This window comes from Escherichia sp. WS3227_2 (assembly GCF_046486495.1).
GTDB classification, from domain to species: Bacteria; Pseudomonadota; Gammaproteobacteria; order Enterobacterales; family Enterobacteriaceae; genus Escherichia; species Escherichia coli.
Map to the genome: position 1 here is coordinate 63,482 of NZ_JBJQLG010000017.1, position 16,358 is coordinate 79,839.

Below are 16,358 nucleotides of genomic sequence, written 5' to 3' on the forward strand. Positions count from 1 at the left end.
TGATCACCTGTATAACCAGTACGCGGTGCTTTCTACATTCGCACCACTTTGTATGTATCGTTTAAGCGCGGCGGTGTTGCCCATCTGGGTCGCCACCCGCAAAGTTGTTTTACCGCGAGCATACGCCCAGTTTAGCGCCGTTTGCATCAGCTCAGCACCTGCACCGCGTCCAGCCAGCAGGCCAATTCGCGCATCTGTCGCATTGAGTTCCCGTAAAGAGACATAGCCGCGAATAGCGCCGGACGCCGCACGTAAAATCAGACATTGATGATCAAAGGTGCCGCGCACGGCATTTTCAATCCACTGCGCATAAAAGCGACCGCTGGCGTCAGGCGCATACCACGGCGCACGAAAACGGCTTTGCGCAAACGCGGCGCTGGCTAACTGACGTAATGCGGGAATATCGGTCTCTTGTGCCACTTCTGCGCCGCTATCACTGACATTGTTCACGGGTAGCGCCAAATCAACTTCACCTTCTACCAGGGAGAATCCCAGCTGTTGCAGGGCATCCAGTTCCCCCGTATTTGATGCCGCAATTTTGGCCTGCACCCGTGACCACGGCGCTAACGCGTCTGGCGTCAGGAGTGCCGCATCAGGACTAATGCGCACAATGGCGCTGTTAACACCAAAGAAGGCGTTTTCCCAGGTTAGTGGCTCAATACTGGCGCGGACGGGCACGAAGTAACTCCAGCAGATATTGGCCGTAGCCAGTTTTCGCCAGCGAGCTGGCGGCGCGCTTCACGCCTTCGTCATCAAGCCAGCCGTTACGCCAGGCGATCTCTTCCAGGCAGGCAATCTTAAAGCCCTGGCGTTTTTCTACCGTCTGAACAAAGGTGCTGGCTTCAATCAGGCTGTCGTGAGTGCCAGTGTCCAGCCAGGCAAATCCGCGCCCGAGCAGTTCAACGGTCAGGTTGCCCGCCTCGAGGTACATCTGGTTGATGGAGGTAATCTCCAGTTCACCACGCTCCGACGGCTTCACCTGCTTTGCGTACTCCACGACTTTACTGTCGTAGAAATAAAGTCCGGTCACCGCCCAGTTTGACTTCGGCTGTTTTGGCTTTTCTTCCAGCGAGATTGCGCGGAAATTGTCGTCAAACTCCACGACGCCAAAGCGTTCCGGGTCCATCACCTGATAGCCAAATACCGTCGCCCCTTCCGTGCGCGCCGCAACATGACGCAGCTTCGGACTGAAGCCCTGACCGAAGAAGATGTTATCACCCAGCACCAGACAAGAAGGTTCACCGTTGAGGAAGGTTTCACCGATGATAAAGGCCTGCGCCAGACCGTCCGGACTGGGCTGTTCGGCGTATTCCAGCTGGATACCGAACTCACTACCATCGCCCAGCAGGCGCTGGAAATAACCTTTATCTTCCGGCGTAGTGATGATGAGAATTTCGCGGATACCGGCCAGCATCAGCACCGACAGCGGATAGTAAATCATTGGCTTATCGTAAATCGGCAACAGTTGCTTCGATACGCCGCGCGTAATCGGATGCAATCGGGTGCCGGAACCGCCTGCCAGGATAATACCTTTCATGTTTGCCTCCGCTGAAAATTAGCCTTTCAGACCTAAACGCTCGCCCTGATAGCTACCGTCCTGCACCTGCTTCCACCAGCTTTCATTAGCCAGATACCACTGCACCGTTTTACGCATTCCACTTTCAAAGGTTTCCTGCGGCAGCCAGCCAAGTTCACGGGCAATTTTCGAAGCATCAATGGCATAACGCAGATCATGCCCCGGACGGTCAGCGACAAAGGTGATCAGGTCACGATAGTGCGCCACGCCGTGCGGCTTGTTCGGGGCCAGTTCTTCCAGCAACTCGCAAATGGTTTCCACAACATCGAGATTCTTACGCTCGTTGTGACCACCAATATTATAGGTTTCACCGACTTTCCCGGTGGTCGCCACGCAATACAGCGCGCGGGCGTGATCTTCAACATACAGCCAGTCACGGATTTGCTGCCCATTGCCATATACCGGCAGCGGTTTACCCGCCAGCGCGTTGAGGATCATCAGCGGGATCAGTTTTTCCGGAAAGTGGTAAGGACCGTAGTTATTCGAGCAGTTGGTGATAAGCGTCGGCAGACCATAGGTCCGCAGCCAGGCGCGTACCAGATGGTCGCTGCTGGCTTTTGAAGCGGAATAAGGGCTGCTCGGCGCATACGGCGTGGTTTCGGTGAAGAAATCATCCGTCGAGTGCAGGTCACCATATACTTCGTCGGTGGAAATATGATGAAAACGGAACGCTGATTTTTTATCTTCCGTCAGCGCATTCCAGTAAGTCCGCGCCGCTTCAAGCAATGTATAAGTCCCGACAATGTTGGTTTCAATAAACGCTGCCGGGCCGTCAATAGAACGGTCAACATGGCTTTCGGCTGCCAGATGCATGACACAGTCTGGCTGATGCTCAGTGAATACGCGTGCCAGTTCTGCCCGATCGCAGATATCAACTTTCTCAAAGGCAAAGCGCTCGCTTTGCGCGACCGGTGCCAGCGACATCAGGTTTCCGGCGTAGGTCAGCTTATCGACCACTACCACCGCGTCGCTCGTTTCGTTGATGATATAACGCACCAGCGCCGAGCCAATAAACCCGGCACCACCTGTTATCAGAATCTTTCTCATCAGCGCCAAACTCCTTTGGCATCGACGACATACTGCTGATGGACATTGTCGCCATTGATAACTTTGAACTGACTATGATCGACCAACATCACCAGCACATCTGCCGTTGCCAGCGCCTCGTCAAGCTGCGCCAGAGTACAAAGCCCGGTCAGTTTCTTCGGCAACTGGTGGATGTTAGGCTCAACAACCAGCGTTTCGCCGCTGTGCCACTGGGCGATCAGTTCAGCGATTTCCATCGCCGGGCTTTCGCGCAGGTCATCAATATTCGGTTTAAACGCCAGACCAAAGCAGGCGATTTTCAGTTCACTGGCGCGTTTATCGGTAGCAGCAAGGCAGTCGGCAACCGCCGCTTTCACCTGATCGATAACCCAGAACGGTTTGTGATCGTTCACTTCGCGCGCGGTACGGATAAGCCGCGCCTGCTGCGGGTTCTGTGCCACGATAAACCACGGATCAACAGCAATGCAGTGACCGCCCACGCCAGGACCAGGCTGAAGAATATTAACGCGAGGGTGACGATTCGCCAGGCGAATCAGTTCCCAGACGTTAATTCCCTGATCGGCACAAATCAGCGACAGTTCGTTAGCAAAAGCGATATTCACATCGCGGAAGCTGTTTTCGGTGAGCTTACACATTTCCGCCGTCCGCGAGTTAGTGACGACACACTCACCTTCGAGGAAAATTTTGTACAGTTCGCTGGCGCGGGCCGAACAAACCGGCGTCATACCACCAATCACGCGATCGTTTTTAATCAGCTCGACCATAACCTGGCCCGGTAACACGCGTTCCGGGCAGTAAGCAATGTTGACGTCCGCCTGCTCGCCCACCTGCTGTGGGAAAGTGAGATCCGGACGCATCTCTGCTAACCATTCTGCCATCTTCTCGGTTGACCCCACCGGCGAGGTGGATTCAAGGATCACCAGCGCGCCTTTTTTCAGCACTGGCGCAATGGAGCGAGCAGCCGATTCAACGTAGGTCATATCTGGCTCATGATCGCCTTTAAACGGCGTGGGTACAGCAATCAGCCAGGCATCCGTTTCAACTGGCGTCGTGCTCGCTCGTAAAAAACCGCCTTCTACGGCAGTTTTTACTACGCTCGCCAAATCAGGCTCGACGATATGGATTTCGCCACGATTGATGGTATCAACCGCGTGTTGGTTGATATCGACACCAATCACCTGTTTTTGCCGTGAGGCAAACGCTGCTGCTGTAGGCAGCCCGATGTAACCCAGTCCGATAACAGAAATGGTCGCAAAACTCATAGTGATATCCGATTATTTTTTAACGCTTCCAGAATGCGAGAGCATGCCTGACCATCACCATACGGGTTATGGGCGCGGCTCATAGTTTGATATTCGTTTTCGTCTTTTAAAAGACGCGTCACTTCCTCGACAATTCTCTGCTTATTCGTGCCTACCAGACGCACCGTACCCGCCGTCACCGCTTCCGGACGCTCAGTGGTATCGCGCATCACCAGCACCGGTTTCCCCAGCGAAGGCGCTTCTTCCTGAATGCCGCCTGAGTCGGTCAAAATCAGCCAGGCGTGGTTCATCAGCCAGACAAACGGTAAATACTCCTGGGGATCGATCAGAATGACATTTTTCACATGCCCCAGAATGCGATTGACCGGCTCTCTGACGTTCGGGTTGAGATGCACCGGATAGACAATCTGGATGTCCTGGTGCGTGGTGGCGATGTCTGCCAGCGCATGGCAGATTTCTTCAAAGCCACGACCGAAGCTCTCACGCCTGTGACCGGTCACCAGAATCATTTTTTTATTGGGGTCGATAAACGGGTAATTTGCCGCCAGTTCTGAACGCAGCGTATCGCTGCTCATCACCTGGTCACGCACCCATAACAGTGCATCAATAACTGTATTACCGGTAATGAAGATTCGGCTGTCAGCAACATTTTCACGCAGCAAGTTTTGCCGGGAAGTTTCGGTTGGAGAGAAGTGATACATCGCCAGATGCCCGGTCAATGTACGGTTAGCCTCTTCCGGCCACGGCGAATAGAGATCGCCCGTGCGCAGACCAGCCTCAACGTGACCAACAGGAATACGCTGATAAAACGCCGCCAGGCTGGTTGCCAGCGTCGTCGTAGTATCGCCGTGAACCAGCACGACGTCTGGTTTGAACTCGGCAAGAATTGGTTTTAGCCCTTCCAGAATCCGACAGGTTATCTCTGTCAGGCCCTGTCCTGGCTGCATTATGTTGAGATCGTAGTCAGGTACAATGGAAAAGAGTTTCAGCACCTGATCGAGCATCTCCCGATGCTGCGCAGTGACGCAAACTTTAGCCTCAAAAAAAGGATCTTTTGCCAACGCATGCACCAACGGAGCCATCTTGATGGCTTCCGGGCGCGTACCAAATACAGTCAGTACTTTCACATCGATTCTCTTCGAATAAGCGGCGAGCGCCTTTGCGCTCACCGCAGCAGTGTTGCTATTTCGAGCAACGGCGGGTTAATGCGACACCAGCCCCGATCAGCCCCCCGACAATGCCCCACATAATCATCAGGAAGGCACGACGTGGGCTATCGCGTTTTACCGGTTCTTCCGGCGTACGCAAATAGCGATAGGTCTGAAAACGCGGATCCAGGGTTGGACCAACATTCAGGGTGTTTAACATGGCCCGATTCTGATCATAGTCGAGATCAAAGGCCGGACCGACGGCCTGTAAATTTTCCAGTCGAGCCTGGAGCATTGGACGCCCAAGCAGGAACATTTCTGAATCAGGCAATTCCTCGGCAGGCACATCTGTCGCACTGCGCGAAATATTATGCTGCTCAGCAATTTTCAGAGCCTGTTCAATACTGTTCATCCGGCGGTCGTAGATGGCTTTCGCCACCTCTTCCTGACGCTTCACCTGAGCTTTCATCTGGATGGTGCGCGCCGCCCATGCACCTTTCAGCTCATCATTCAGATGGCTGGCTGCACGCTGGCTGGCAAAAGCAACATACTGACGTAACAGGTTATTAGCGTCAGGCGCGGTTTCGGCAATCAGCTTCACGCTGTCATTGACCGCGCGGGTAAAGTCTCCGGGGATAAACTGGATGTTGTTAATCATTTCATCCAGCAACGCCGCATCGGCTTTGCTGTTGCCCACCATCCGCTGCTTGTAATAGTCGGTTTGCAGCCAGAACTCTCTGCGGGTATCCCACGAGGCCAGTTGCATAACAAACTCTTTATAGGCTTCGTCCATGACCGATGGTTGGTCGGCAGAAGCCATGTTTGAACGGACATCCAGGTTACGCAAAAATTGCTGCTGCGAGTAATATCCCCCCAGCATATTCACCGTTGGACGATCGGTAATCGCCGTCGAGCTCCACTCCTGACGAGCAAAAAACGTATACGCCAGCGCGATTAACGCAAACGCCAGCCCCATGCCAATAATCCATAGCTTCCCAGCCCACAAGGTACGAAACAACCCACGAATATCCAGTTCATTTTCAGCGTCTTCGGCCGGTTTCCCAGGCATTGGTTGTGTCATCACATCCTCATTTATTTGGTTAAATTGGGGCTGCCACCACGATTTCTACGCAGTCTGCGTTTTACGCGCTTAATAAAGCGAGCAACTTTCCAGGCACGCTTAATGCAATATCCATAGAGGAAGAATGCTAGCAAAAAGAGCACCAGCATGACCCACTCCGGGACAAAATGAGAATATTCTGCCAGCACCCCAATGGAGGCGAGCAGAGCTGCGGCAAGGGTAATCAGCACAAACGCCTGGCGGGAAGTAAACCCGGCACGCATGATCAAATGGTGAATATGCTGGCGATCAGGAGAGAACGGACTCATGCCTTTACGCAGGCGACGGTACATAATCGCCACCATATCCATTAGCGGAATGGCGATTATCCACAAAGCGGTAACCGGGCTGATGGGATGGGTTTTGCCCTGGGTCGTTTCGAGCAGGATCCAGATAACGGTAAAACCAATCAGCGTACTGCCCGCATCACCCATAAAGACTTTGTAGCGGCGACCCAGGATACCAAGGTTAAGCATGATGTATGGCAGGATGGCGGCGATCATCGCAAAACACCAGATTGCAAGGCTGGTTTGCCCGTCGAACCACAAAATCATACCGATTGCTGCAAACGAGACGCAGGACAACCCGCCCAGCAAGCCATCAATGCCATCAACCATGTTGAACGCATTAATGGCCGCCCAGACGGCAAATAGCGTCAGGAAGTAGCCAAACGGTCCGAGCACCATCTCCCAGGAGCCAAAGATATAACCCAGGCTACTGAGATAAAGTTTGCCGAACACCATCATAACAATGCCAACAGCGGCCTGTATGGTGGCCCGGATTTTTACGCTGATATCAAAACGGTCATCCAGCGCGCCAATGAAAACAAGCACACCGGCACAAGCGAGATAGAGAGATGCATGCGGAATATAGTAATCGACAATTCCGAACGTGAAGCAAATCCCTGCGTAAACCGAAATCCCCCCAACGAGAGGTATCAATCCCTGGTGACGTTTGCGGAAGTTAGGTTTATCCACTAAACCGACTTTTTTTGCCACCTTACGGGCAAAAAACAGAAACAGTGTCGTGAATAAAAAAATACTGATGAGATCAGTACTCACTGTCAGTAAATTCACAATGCATGCTCTCAGAGAAAATTATTAGCAGAAGTATAACCACGAAGGCCTTTATTCAGAAGGGAAACTCTGCTCTGAACCCACCAACCTTGTGCAAAAAACAACCACGTGATTCGTGTTATGCGCAATAAACAAACATAACTCGTATTTGTTATAACGCCGTTAAGATTACAGATATAAAAACAAAACGCCACGTAAACACGTGGCGTTTTTGGCATAAGACAAATTTATGAGCGTTTCATCATTTCGAAGAAATCGTCATTGGTCTTGGTCATTGCCAGTTTATTAATGAGGAATTCCATTGCATCGATTTCGCCCATCGGGTGAATGATTTTGCGCAGGATCCACATTTTCTGCAGTTCTTCCTGAGTAGTGAGCAGCTCTTCTTTACGGGTACCGGAACGGTTGTAGTCGATTGCCGGGAAGACGCGTTTTTCAGCGATCTTACGAGAGAGGTGCAGTTCCATGTTGCCTGTACCTTTAAACTCTTCGTAGATAACTTCGTCCATCTTGGAACCGGTATCGATAAGCGCGGTAGCGATGATGGTCAGGCTGCCGCCCTCTTCCACGTTACGCGCCGCACCGAAGAAGCGTTTCGGACGATGCAGGGCGTTGGCATCCACACCACCGGTCAGCACTTTACCTGACGCCGGAACAACGGTGTTGTAAGCGCGCGCCAGACGAGTGATGGAGTCGAGCAGGATGATAACGTCTTTCTTGTGCTCAACCAGGCGTTTCGCCTTCTCGATCACCATTTCCGCAACCTGAACGTGGCGAGATGCGGGCTCATCAAAGGTGGAAGCAACAACTTCACCTTTTACCAGACGCTGCATCTCGGTTACTTCTTCCGGACGTTCGTCGATCAGCAGAACCATCAGCACACAATCCGGGTGGTTGTAAGCAATGCTCTGGGCAATGTTCTGCAGCAGCATGGTTTTACCGGCTTTCGGCGGTGCCACAATCAGACCACGCTGACCACGACCGATAGGTGATGCCAGATCCAGTACGCGAGCGGTTAAATCTTCAGTAGAACCGTTACCACGTTCCATACGCAGACGAGAGTTTGCGTGCAGCGGGGTTAAGTTCTCAAAGAGGATTTTGTTGCGGGCGTTTTCAGGTTTGTCGAAGTTAACTTCGTTAACTTTCAGCAGCGCAAAATAGCGTTCACCTTCTTTCGGCGGGCGAATCTTACCAGAGATGGTATCACCAGTGCGGAGGTTGAAACGGCGGATTTGGCTAGGGGAAACGTAGATGTCATCAGGACCGGCGAGGTAGGAGCTGTCTGCGGAACGGAGGAAACCAAATCCATCCTGCAATATCTCCAGTACACCATCACCAAAGATATCTTCGCCACTCTTTGCGTGCTGCTTCAGGATGGCAAAAATAATGTCCTGCTTACGCATACGAGCCAGGTTTTCCAGCCCCATATTTTCGCCGAGAGTGATCAGCTCAGAAACCGGCGTATTCTTTAATTCGGTAAGATTCATAGTGGTGTGAGTTCTTAAACTTGGGGTAAATCTCGAACTTAATGTTGTGAATGGTATGGCAGGATCATCCATGCCTGTTTACGGTCATCGACTCATGTCTTTTCGCTGTCTGGTCACAGGAAAGTACGCAGAACTGAAACGACAAGACGGATTGAGTGACGAGCCAGAAATCTGTTCACTTCGCATTTAAGATAAAACGGGAAGCGTTGGAAATTACAAGATTCAAACTTAATAAGGTATGTTTAATACGAAGTCAACACTAAGTTAGCATGACTCACGCCGGGCGTCCAGTTTTTAGCGACGGGGCACCCGAACATGAAATTCCCTTACGCCAGGTTAGCGTCGAGGAACTCTTTCAACTGACCTTTAGACAGTGCGCCCACTTTGGTTGCCGCCACTTCACCGTTTTTGAACAGCAGCAGAGTCGGGATACCACGGATGCCATATTTCGGCGCAGTGCCAGGGTTTTGATCGATGTTCAGTTTTGCAACGGTCAGTTTGCCCTGATATTCGTCAGCGATTTCATCCAGAATCGGGGCGATCATTTTGCACGGACCGCACCACTCTGCCCAGAAATCGACGAGGATCGCCCCGTCCGCTTTGAGTACATCCGTGTCAAAACTGTCGTCAGTCAGGTGAATAATTTTATCGCTCATATATAACTCCACAGGAATAAGCCTGGCGTGTTGGTTTCGTTGTTGGTGTAACATTAACCAACTAAAGGTTGACTTTATTTCACCGGATACGCTTTCGTAAAGCAATAGTAAGCTGATATTCTACCACACTATGAGCAAAACACATTTAACAGAACAGAAGTTTTCCGACTTCGCCCTGCATCCGAAGGTTGTAGAAGCCCTTGAAAAAAAAGGGTTTCATAACTGTACGCCCATTCAGGCACTGGCCCTTCCGCTGACGCTGGCGGGTCGTGACGTAGCCGGGCAGGCGCAAACCGGTACCGGGAAAACGATGGCGTTTCTTACGTCAACGTTTCATTATCTTCTCTCTCATCCCGCGATTGCCGATCGCAAGGTGAATCAACCGCGTGCCTTAATTATGGCACCGACGCGTGAACTTGCCGTGCAGATCCACGCCGACGCGGAACCGCTGGCGGAAGCTACCGGCCTGAAGCTGGGTCTGGCTTACGGTGGTGATGGCTACGACAAACAGCTGAAAGTGCTGGAAAGCGGCGTTGACATTCTGATTGGCACCACGGGGCGTTTAATTGACTACGCCAAGCAGAACCACATTAACCTCGGTGCCATTCAGGTAGTGGTACTGGACGAAGCCGATCGTATGTACGATCTGGGCTTTATTAAAGATATCCGCTGGCTGTTCCGCCGTATGCCGCCTGCAAACCAGCGCCTCAACATGCTGTTCTCCGCCACGCTTTCGTACCGGGTACGTGAACTGGCGTTCGAGCAGATGAACAATGCCGAATATATTGAAGTGGAACCGGAACAGAAAACGGGCCACCGTATTAAAGAAGAGCTTTTCTACCCTTCTAACGAAGAAAAAATGCGTTTGCTGCAAACGCTGATCGAAGAAGAGTGGCCAGACAGAGCGATTATTTTCGCCAACACCAAACACCGTTGTGAAGAGATCTGGGGCCACCTGGCGGCAGATGGTCATCGTGTCGGTTTGTTGACAGGCGATGTCGCGCAGAAAAAACGTCTGCGTATTCTTGATGAATTTACCCGTGGCGATCTGGATATTCTGGTTGCCACCGACGTTGCCGCGCGTGGTTTGCATATCCCGGCTGTGACACACGTCTTTAACTACGATTTACCCGATGACTGTGAAGATTACGTTCACCGTATTGGTCGTACAGGTCGCGCAGGCGCAAGCGGTCACTCTATTAGCCTGGCGTGTGAAGAGTATGCATTGAATTTGCCTGCTATTGAGACCTATATTGGTCACTCAATTCCGGTAAGCAAATACAATCCGGACGCATTGATGACCGATCTGCCAAAACCGCTGCGCCTCACGCGCCCGCGCACAGGCAATGGTCCGCGTCGTACTGGCGCTCCGCGTAATCGTCGTCGTTCAGGTTAAATAAAAAATGTCATACTCAAAATCATTCAAACTGTATCAAGATGGCCAGAGAATGAACCCCGATGAGCTTACTGTAGTAAGTGATTCAGGTGAAAGAATGCAGCCAACACAGAGACAGATTGAAGGATGAAGAGTATGGGTTCCACCTCGTCGCTGTATGCAGCCATTGATCTCGGTTCGAATAGTTTTCATATGCTGGTTGTGCGCGAGGTGGCTGGAAGCATCCAGACGCTGACGCGAATTAAACGCAAAGTGCGTCTGGCTGCTGGCCTGAATAGCGAAAATGCCCTCTCTAATGAAGCAATGGAGCGCGGTTGGCAATGTCTGCGCCTGTTTGCTGAACGTCTGCAAGATATCCCTCCCTCGCAAATTCGCGTTGTCGCTACGGCGACATTACGACTTGCCGTCAATGCGGGTGATTTTATTGCCAAAGCACAGGAAATCCTCGGTTGTCCGGTACAGGTGATCAGCGGTGAAGAGGAAGCACGTCTGATTTATCAGGGCGTTGCTCACACAACTGGCGGTGCCGATCAGCGCCTGGTGGTGGATATAGGCGGTGCCAGTACTGAACTGGTAACCGGCACGGGTGCACAAACCACCTCGTTGTTCAGCCTGTCGATGGGCTGCGTCACCTGGCTGGAACGCTATTTTGCCGATCGTAATCTGGCGCAGGAAAATTTTGATGCTGCAGAAAAAGCGGCACGCGAAGTGTTACGTCCGGTTGCCGATGAATTACGGTATCACGGCTGGAAAGTGTGCGTTGGCGCTTCCGGCACCGTGCAGGCGTTACAGGAAATCATGATGGCACAGGGGATGGATGAACGCATTACCCTGGAAAAGTTGCAGCAACTGAAACAGCGAGCCATTCATTGCGGTCGGCTGGAGGAACTGGAGATTGACGGGCTGACGCTGGAACGTGCGTTAGTGTTCCCGAGTGGTCTGGCGATCCTGATAGCCATTTTTACCGAACTGAATATTCAGTGTATGACCCTGGCGGGCGGTGCGCTGCGTGAAGGCCTGGTCTACGGTATGTTGCATCTTACCGTCGAGCAGGATATTCGCAGCCGTACGCTGCGTAATATTCAGCGCCGCTTTATGATCGATATTGATCAGGCACAGCGCGTAGCCAAAGTTGCGGCTAACTTCTTCGATCAGGTGGAAAATGAATGGCATCTTGAAGCAATAAGCCGCGATTTGCTCATCAGCGCCTGCCAGCTTCATGAAATCGGCCTGAGCGTTGACTTCAAACAAGCGCCGCAACACGCTGCTTATCTGGTACGTAATCTGGATCTTCCCGGTTTTACCCCCGCACAGAAAAAATTGCTGGCGACGCTACTGCTCAACCAGACGAATCCGGTCGATCTCTCATCGCTGCATCAGCAAAATGCCGTACCGCCGCGCGTCGCAGAACAACTCTGCCGTTTACTCCGCCTGGCCATCATTTTTGCCAGCCGTCGTCGTGACGATCTCGTGCCAGAGATGACATTACAGGCTAACCATGAACTGTTGACCTTGACGCTTCCGCAAGGTTGGTTAACCCAACATCCGCTGGGTAAAGAGATTATTGATCAGGAAAGCCAGTGGCAGAGCTATGTCCACTGGCCGCTGGAAGTGCATTAATGAGTAAGTGCCGGATGCGATGCTGACGCATCTTTTCCGGCCTTGATTATTTCCCTCGTTTTGCCGCCATCATAGCTTTCAGATTCGCCAGATGGCTTTGCCCTTTCTGCATCCGTTCTTCGGCGCTGACCACTTTACGCTCCTGTTCCCAAATCAAATCATCCTGCGGCAGCTCCAATAAGAATCGGCTTGGTTCCGGGCGCACCAGTTCGCCGTACTGACGGCGTTCTTTACACAGCGTAAAGGTCAATTCCTTCTGGGCACGAGTAATGCCGACATAGGCCAGCCGCCGCTCCTCATCGATATTATCTTCATCGATGCTGCTCTGGTGCGGCAAAAACCCCTCTTCCATACCGACCATGTAGACATAAGGAAACTCCAGCCCTTTCGACGCGTGCAGAGTCATCAGTTGTACCTGATCCAGCTCTTCCTCGCTCTCGCCGCGCTCCATCATGTCGCGCAAAGTAAAGCGCGTCACCACCTGGGTGAGCGTCATCGGCTCATCCAGTTCGCTGCCTTCCAGCATCTCCGTCATCCAGCTAAACAGTTGGTTGACGTTCTTCATGCGCATTTCGGCAGCTTTCGGGCTGGGCGATGTTTCGTACAGCCAGGATTCATAATCCATGCCGTGGATCAGATCGCGCACCGCGGCAATCGGCTCCCGCTCCGCCAGGCGCTGGATTTCTGCCAACCAATGAGTGAAGCGGGTCAATGCTTCATAACCACGTCCGCTCAGGGTCTGACTCAGGCCCATATCAAAGCTGGCGGTAAACATGCTTTTATTGCGCGTCATCGCCCACTCACCCAGCTTTTTCAGCGTAGCCGGGCCAATCTCTCGCTTCGGCGTGTTAACGATACGCAGAAATGCGCTGTCATCGTCCGGGTTAGTCAGCACGCGCAGATAAGCCAGCAAATCCTTGATTTCAGGACGAGAGAAAAACGACGTACCACCAGAAATTTTGTACGGGATGCGGTTTTGCATCAGGAATTTTTCAAACACCCGCGACTGATGGTTACCGCGATAAAGAATGGCGTAATCTTTGTACTGCGTTTTATTGACGAAGTGATGCGCGATCAGCTCGCCGGTGACTCTCTCGGCTTCATGTTCTTCGTTATTCGCGCTTAAAACTTTTAGCTCCGCGCCATAGCCCAGTTCGGAGAACAGACGCTTTTCAAAGACGTGCGGGTTATTGGCAATGAGGATGTTCGCCGCTTTCAGAATACGTCCGGAAGAGCGGTAGTTCTGCTCAAGCTTAATCACCTTCAGCGCCGGAAAATCCTGGCTCAACAGCACCAGGTTTTGCGGACGTGCACCGCGCCAGGAGTAGATCGACTGATCGTCATCGCCAACTACGGTAAAGCGCGCGCGGCTGCCCACCAGCAGTTTCACCAGTTCATACTGGCTGGTGTTGGTGTCCTGATACTCATCCACCAGCAGGTAGCGAATTTTGTTCTGCCAGCGCTCGCGGACTTCTTCATTGCGTTGCAGCAGTAACGTCGGCAATAAAATCAGATCATCGAAATCGAGAACGTTACAGGCTTTCAGGTGTGCATCATACAGCCCATAACAATGGGCAAAAATACGGTCCCGCTCGCCAATCGCACTGGCTGCCGCCTGGGACGGTGTTTTGAGATCGTTCTTCCAGTTAGAGATGGTCGAAATCAGCTGTTGCAGGAGAACTTTGTCATCTTCAATCAGCCCCTCGGTCAGCTCTTTAAGCAAAGCAAGCTGATCGGTATCGTCAAACAACGAGAAGTTTGCTTTCATCCCAAGCGCCGCATACTCGCGTTTGATGATATCCAGCCCCAGCGTGTGGAAGGTGGAAATCATCAGCCCGCGCGCCTCTTTGCGCCCCAGCGTCTGCCCGACACGCTCTTTCATCTCGCGCGCCGCCTTATTGGTAAAGGTCACCGCCGCGATATGTCGCGCCTGATAACCGCAACCGCGGATCAGATGGGCGATTTTATTGGTGATGACACGAGTTTTACCGGAACCCGCGCCTGCCAGCACCAGGCAGGGGCCGGTAACGAATTCGACAGCTTGTTGTTGGCCGGGGTTTAGACGCATAGGAAAATCGCTCAATGAAAGTCGGGAGGGGAAAATAACAGCGTGGTAGTATAGCCAGCCTCATCCTTACCACTCAAGGCACGATCATGGCAAAAACAGCAGCAGCACTGCATATCCTTGTAAAAGAAGAGAAACTGGCTCTGGAACTTCTCGAGCAGATTAAGAACGGTGCCGATTTCGGCAAGCTGGCGAAGAAACACTCCATTTGCCCGTCAGGTAAACGCGGTGGTGATTTAGGTGAATTCCGCCAGGGCCAGATGGTTCCGGCGTTCGATAAAGTGGTTTTCTCTTGTCCGGTACTGGAGCCAACCGGTCCGCTGCATACCCAGTTCGGGTATCACATCATTAAGGTGCTTTACCGTAACTAACAGCAAGGCCTTCTCCGGGAGAAGGCCTTGAACTCTGAATCGCACTTAACCTGCAACAGCAATACGTTTCATATCCGTCATATAGCCGCGCAGTTTCTTACCTACCTGCTCAATCGCATGGCTGCGAATCGCTTCGTTCACATCACGCAACTGCGCGTTATCTACCGCACCTTCCGGAATAGCTTTACCCAGGTCGCCCGGTTGCAGCTCTGCCATAAACGGTTTCAGCAGCGGCACACAAGCGTAAGAGAACAGATAGTTACCGTATTCAGCGGTATCAGAAATAACCACGTTCATTTCATACAGACGCTTACGGGCGATGGTGTTGGCAATCAGCGGCAGTTCGTGCAGTGATTCATAGTAAGCAGACTCTTCGATGATGCCGGAATCAACCATGGTTTCAAACGCCAGCTCAACGCCCGCTTTTACCATCGCGATCATCAATACGCCTTTATCGAAGTACTCCTGCTCGCCGATTTTGCCTTCATATTGCGGCGCGGTTTCGAACGCGGTTTTGCCGGTCTCTTCACGCCAGGTCAGCAGTTTCTTATCATCGTTGGCCCAGTCCGCCATCATGCCGGAGGAGAATTCGCCGGAGATGATATCGTCCATATGTTTCTGGAACAGCGGTGCCATGATCTCTTTCAATTGCTCAGAGAGCGCGTAAGCGCGCAATTTCGCCGGGTTAGAGAGACGGTCCATCATCAGCGTGATGCCGCCCTGTTTCAGTGCTTCGGTGATGGTTTCCCAACCGAACTGAATCAGTTTTTCTGCGTATGCCGGATCGGTGCCTTCTTCCACCAGCTTGTCGAAGCACAGCAGAGAGCCAGCCTGCAACATACCGCACAGGATGGTTTGCTCGCCCATCAGGTCAGATTTCACTTCCGCAACGAAGGACGATTCCAGCACGCCTGCACGGTGACCGCCGGTTGCTGCCGCCCATGCTTTAGCGATCGCCATGCCTTCGCCTTTCGGATCGTTTTCCGGGTGAACGGCAATCAGCGTCGGTACGCCGAATCCACGTTTGTACTCTTCACGTACTTCGGTGCCTGGGCATTTCGGCGCAACCATTACTACGGTGATGTCTTTACGGATCTGCTCGCCTACTTCGACGATGTTAAAACCGTGCGAGTAACCCAGCGCCGCGCCGTCTTTCATCAGTGGCTGTACGGTGCGCACTACATCAGAGTGCTGCTTGTCCGGCGTCAGGTTAACCACCAGATCCGCCTGCGGGATCAGTTCTTCGTAAGTACCCACTTTAAAACCGTTTTCGGTCGCTTTACGCCAGGATGCGCGCTTTTCGGCAATCGCTTCTTTGCGCAGAGCGTAGGAGATATCGAGACCTGAATCACGCATGTTCAGGCCCTGGTTCAGCCCCTGTGCGCCACAGCCGACGATGACTACTTTTTTACCCTGAAGGTAGCTCGCGCCATCGGCGAATTCATCGCGCCCCATGAAGCGACATTTGCCCAGCTGTGCCAGCTGCTGGCGCAGATTCAGTGTATTGAAGTAGTTAGCCATGGTGATTCCTCGT

General features: G+C 52.3%; 15 protein-coding genes. 3 read left to right on the forward strand and 12 right to left on the reverse strand.

The window, feature by feature from the left end:
- Positions 1-3 precede the first annotated feature (3 nt).
- The 10 genes from rffC to trxA form a co-directional block, all read right to left on the reverse strand.
- Positions 4-678, reverse strand: a complete 675-nt coding sequence (gene rffC, locus ACJHXB_RS20830) for a dTDP-4-amino-4,6-dideoxy-D-galactose acyltransferase (RefSeq protein ID WP_001145167.1) — start codon at positions 676-678, stop codon at positions 4-6.
- On the reverse strand, positions 656-1,537 hold the full coding sequence (rfbA, locus tag ACJHXB_RS20835) for a glucose-1-phosphate thymidylyltransferase RfbA (RefSeq protein ID WP_000676056.1): 882 nt from the start codon (positions 1,535-1,537) through the stop codon (positions 656-658). Before rfbA ends, rffC begins: the two co-directional genes overlap by 23 nt.
- 18 nt (positions 1,538-1,555) lie before the next feature.
- Entirely contained in the window at positions 1,556-2,623 is a 1,068-nt protein-coding gene (gene rffG / locus ACJHXB_RS20840; RefSeq protein WP_001226612.1) for a dTDP-glucose 4,6-dehydratase, read from the reverse strand.
- The gene (gene wecC / locus ACJHXB_RS20845; protein ID WP_000006630.1) at positions 2,623-3,885 is read right to left on the reverse strand and encodes a UDP-N-acetyl-D-mannosamine dehydrogenase; all 1,263 of its coding nucleotides are present in this window, start codon (positions 3,883-3,885) and stop codon (positions 2,623-2,625) included. The genes rffG and wecC overlap by 1 nt, the downstream gene beginning before the upstream one ends.
- Positions 3,882-5,012 carry a non-hydrolyzing UDP-N-acetylglucosamine 2-epimerase gene (wecB, locus tag ACJHXB_RS20850; RefSeq protein WP_001469384.1) on the reverse strand — a complete coding sequence of 377 codons (1,131 nt, stop codon included), beginning with the start codon at positions 5,010-5,012 and terminating at the stop codon, positions 3,882-3,884. Before wecB ends, wecC begins: the two co-directional genes overlap by 4 nt.
- 55 nt (positions 5,013-5,067) lie before the next feature.
- Positions 5,068-6,114, reverse strand: a complete 1,047-nt coding sequence (gene wzzE, locus ACJHXB_RS20855; RefSeq protein WP_001295256.1) for an ECA polysaccharide chain length modulation protein — start codon at positions 6,112-6,114, stop codon at positions 5,068-5,070.
- Between the two features lie 11 nt (positions 6,115-6,125).
- Entirely contained in the window at positions 6,126-7,229 is a 1,104-nt protein-coding gene (gene wecA / locus ACJHXB_RS20860; RefSeq protein WP_001050960.1) for a UDP-N-acetylglucosamine--undecaprenyl-phosphate N-acetylglucosaminephosphotransferase, read from the reverse strand.
- A gap of 227 nt (positions 7,230-7,456) precedes the next feature.
- Complete coding sequence (rho, locus tag ACJHXB_RS20865) at positions 7,457-8,716, reverse strand: transcription termination factor Rho (RefSeq protein ID WP_001054527.1); 1,260 nt, start codon at positions 8,714-8,716, stop codon at positions 7,457-7,459.
- Positions 8,717-8,800: 84 nt separating this feature from the next.
- Positions 8,801-8,902 carry a rho operon leader peptide RhoL gene (gene rhoL / locus ACJHXB_RS20870; protein ID WP_001469385.1) on the reverse strand — a complete coding sequence of 34 codons (102 nt, stop codon included), beginning with the start codon at positions 8,900-8,902 and terminating at the stop codon, positions 8,801-8,803.
- Positions 8,903-9,042: 140 nt separating this feature from the next.
- Complete coding sequence (gene trxA, locus ACJHXB_RS20875) at positions 9,043-9,372, reverse strand: thioredoxin TrxA (protein WP_001280776.1); 330 nt, start codon at positions 9,370-9,372, stop codon at positions 9,043-9,045.
- 130 nt (positions 9,373-9,502) lie between these two features.
- On the opposite strand from trxA, the gene rhlB reads away from it, so the two are divergent.
- Positions 9,503-10,768 (forward strand): ATP-dependent RNA helicase RhlB, encoded by a 1,266-nt coding sequence (gene rhlB, locus ACJHXB_RS20880; protein WP_000047499.1) that lies wholly within the window; start codon positions 9,503-9,505, stop codon positions 10,766-10,768.
- A gap of 135 nt (positions 10,769-10,903) precedes the next feature.
- On the forward strand, positions 10,904-12,388 hold the full coding sequence (gene gppA / locus ACJHXB_RS20885) for a guanosine-5'-triphosphate,3'-diphosphate diphosphatase (protein ID WP_001366744.1): 1,485 nt from the start codon (positions 10,904-10,906) through the stop codon (positions 12,386-12,388).
- A gap of 46 nt (positions 12,389-12,434) precedes the next feature.
- Here the strand turns inward: gppA and rep are convergent, their stop codons facing one another.
- Positions 12,435-14,456 (reverse strand): DNA helicase Rep, encoded by a 2,022-nt coding sequence (rep, locus tag ACJHXB_RS20890; protein WP_001238886.1) that lies wholly within the window; start codon positions 14,454-14,456, stop codon positions 12,435-12,437.
- Positions 14,457-14,542: 86 nt separating this feature from the next.
- On the opposite strand from rep, the gene ppiC reads away from it, so the two are divergent.
- Positions 14,543-14,824, forward strand: a complete 282-nt coding sequence (ppiC, locus tag ACJHXB_RS20895) for a peptidylprolyl isomerase PpiC (RefSeq protein ID WP_001140258.1) — start codon at positions 14,543-14,545, stop codon at positions 14,822-14,824.
- A 45-nt stretch (positions 14,825-14,869) separates the two neighbouring features.
- Here ppiC and ilvC read toward each other — a convergent pair whose 3' ends face one another.
- Complete coding sequence (gene ilvC / locus ACJHXB_RS20900) at positions 14,870-16,345, reverse strand: ketol-acid reductoisomerase (protein ID WP_000024951.1); 1,476 nt, start codon at positions 16,343-16,345, stop codon at positions 14,870-14,872.
- Positions 16,346-16,358 lie beyond the last annotated feature (13 nt).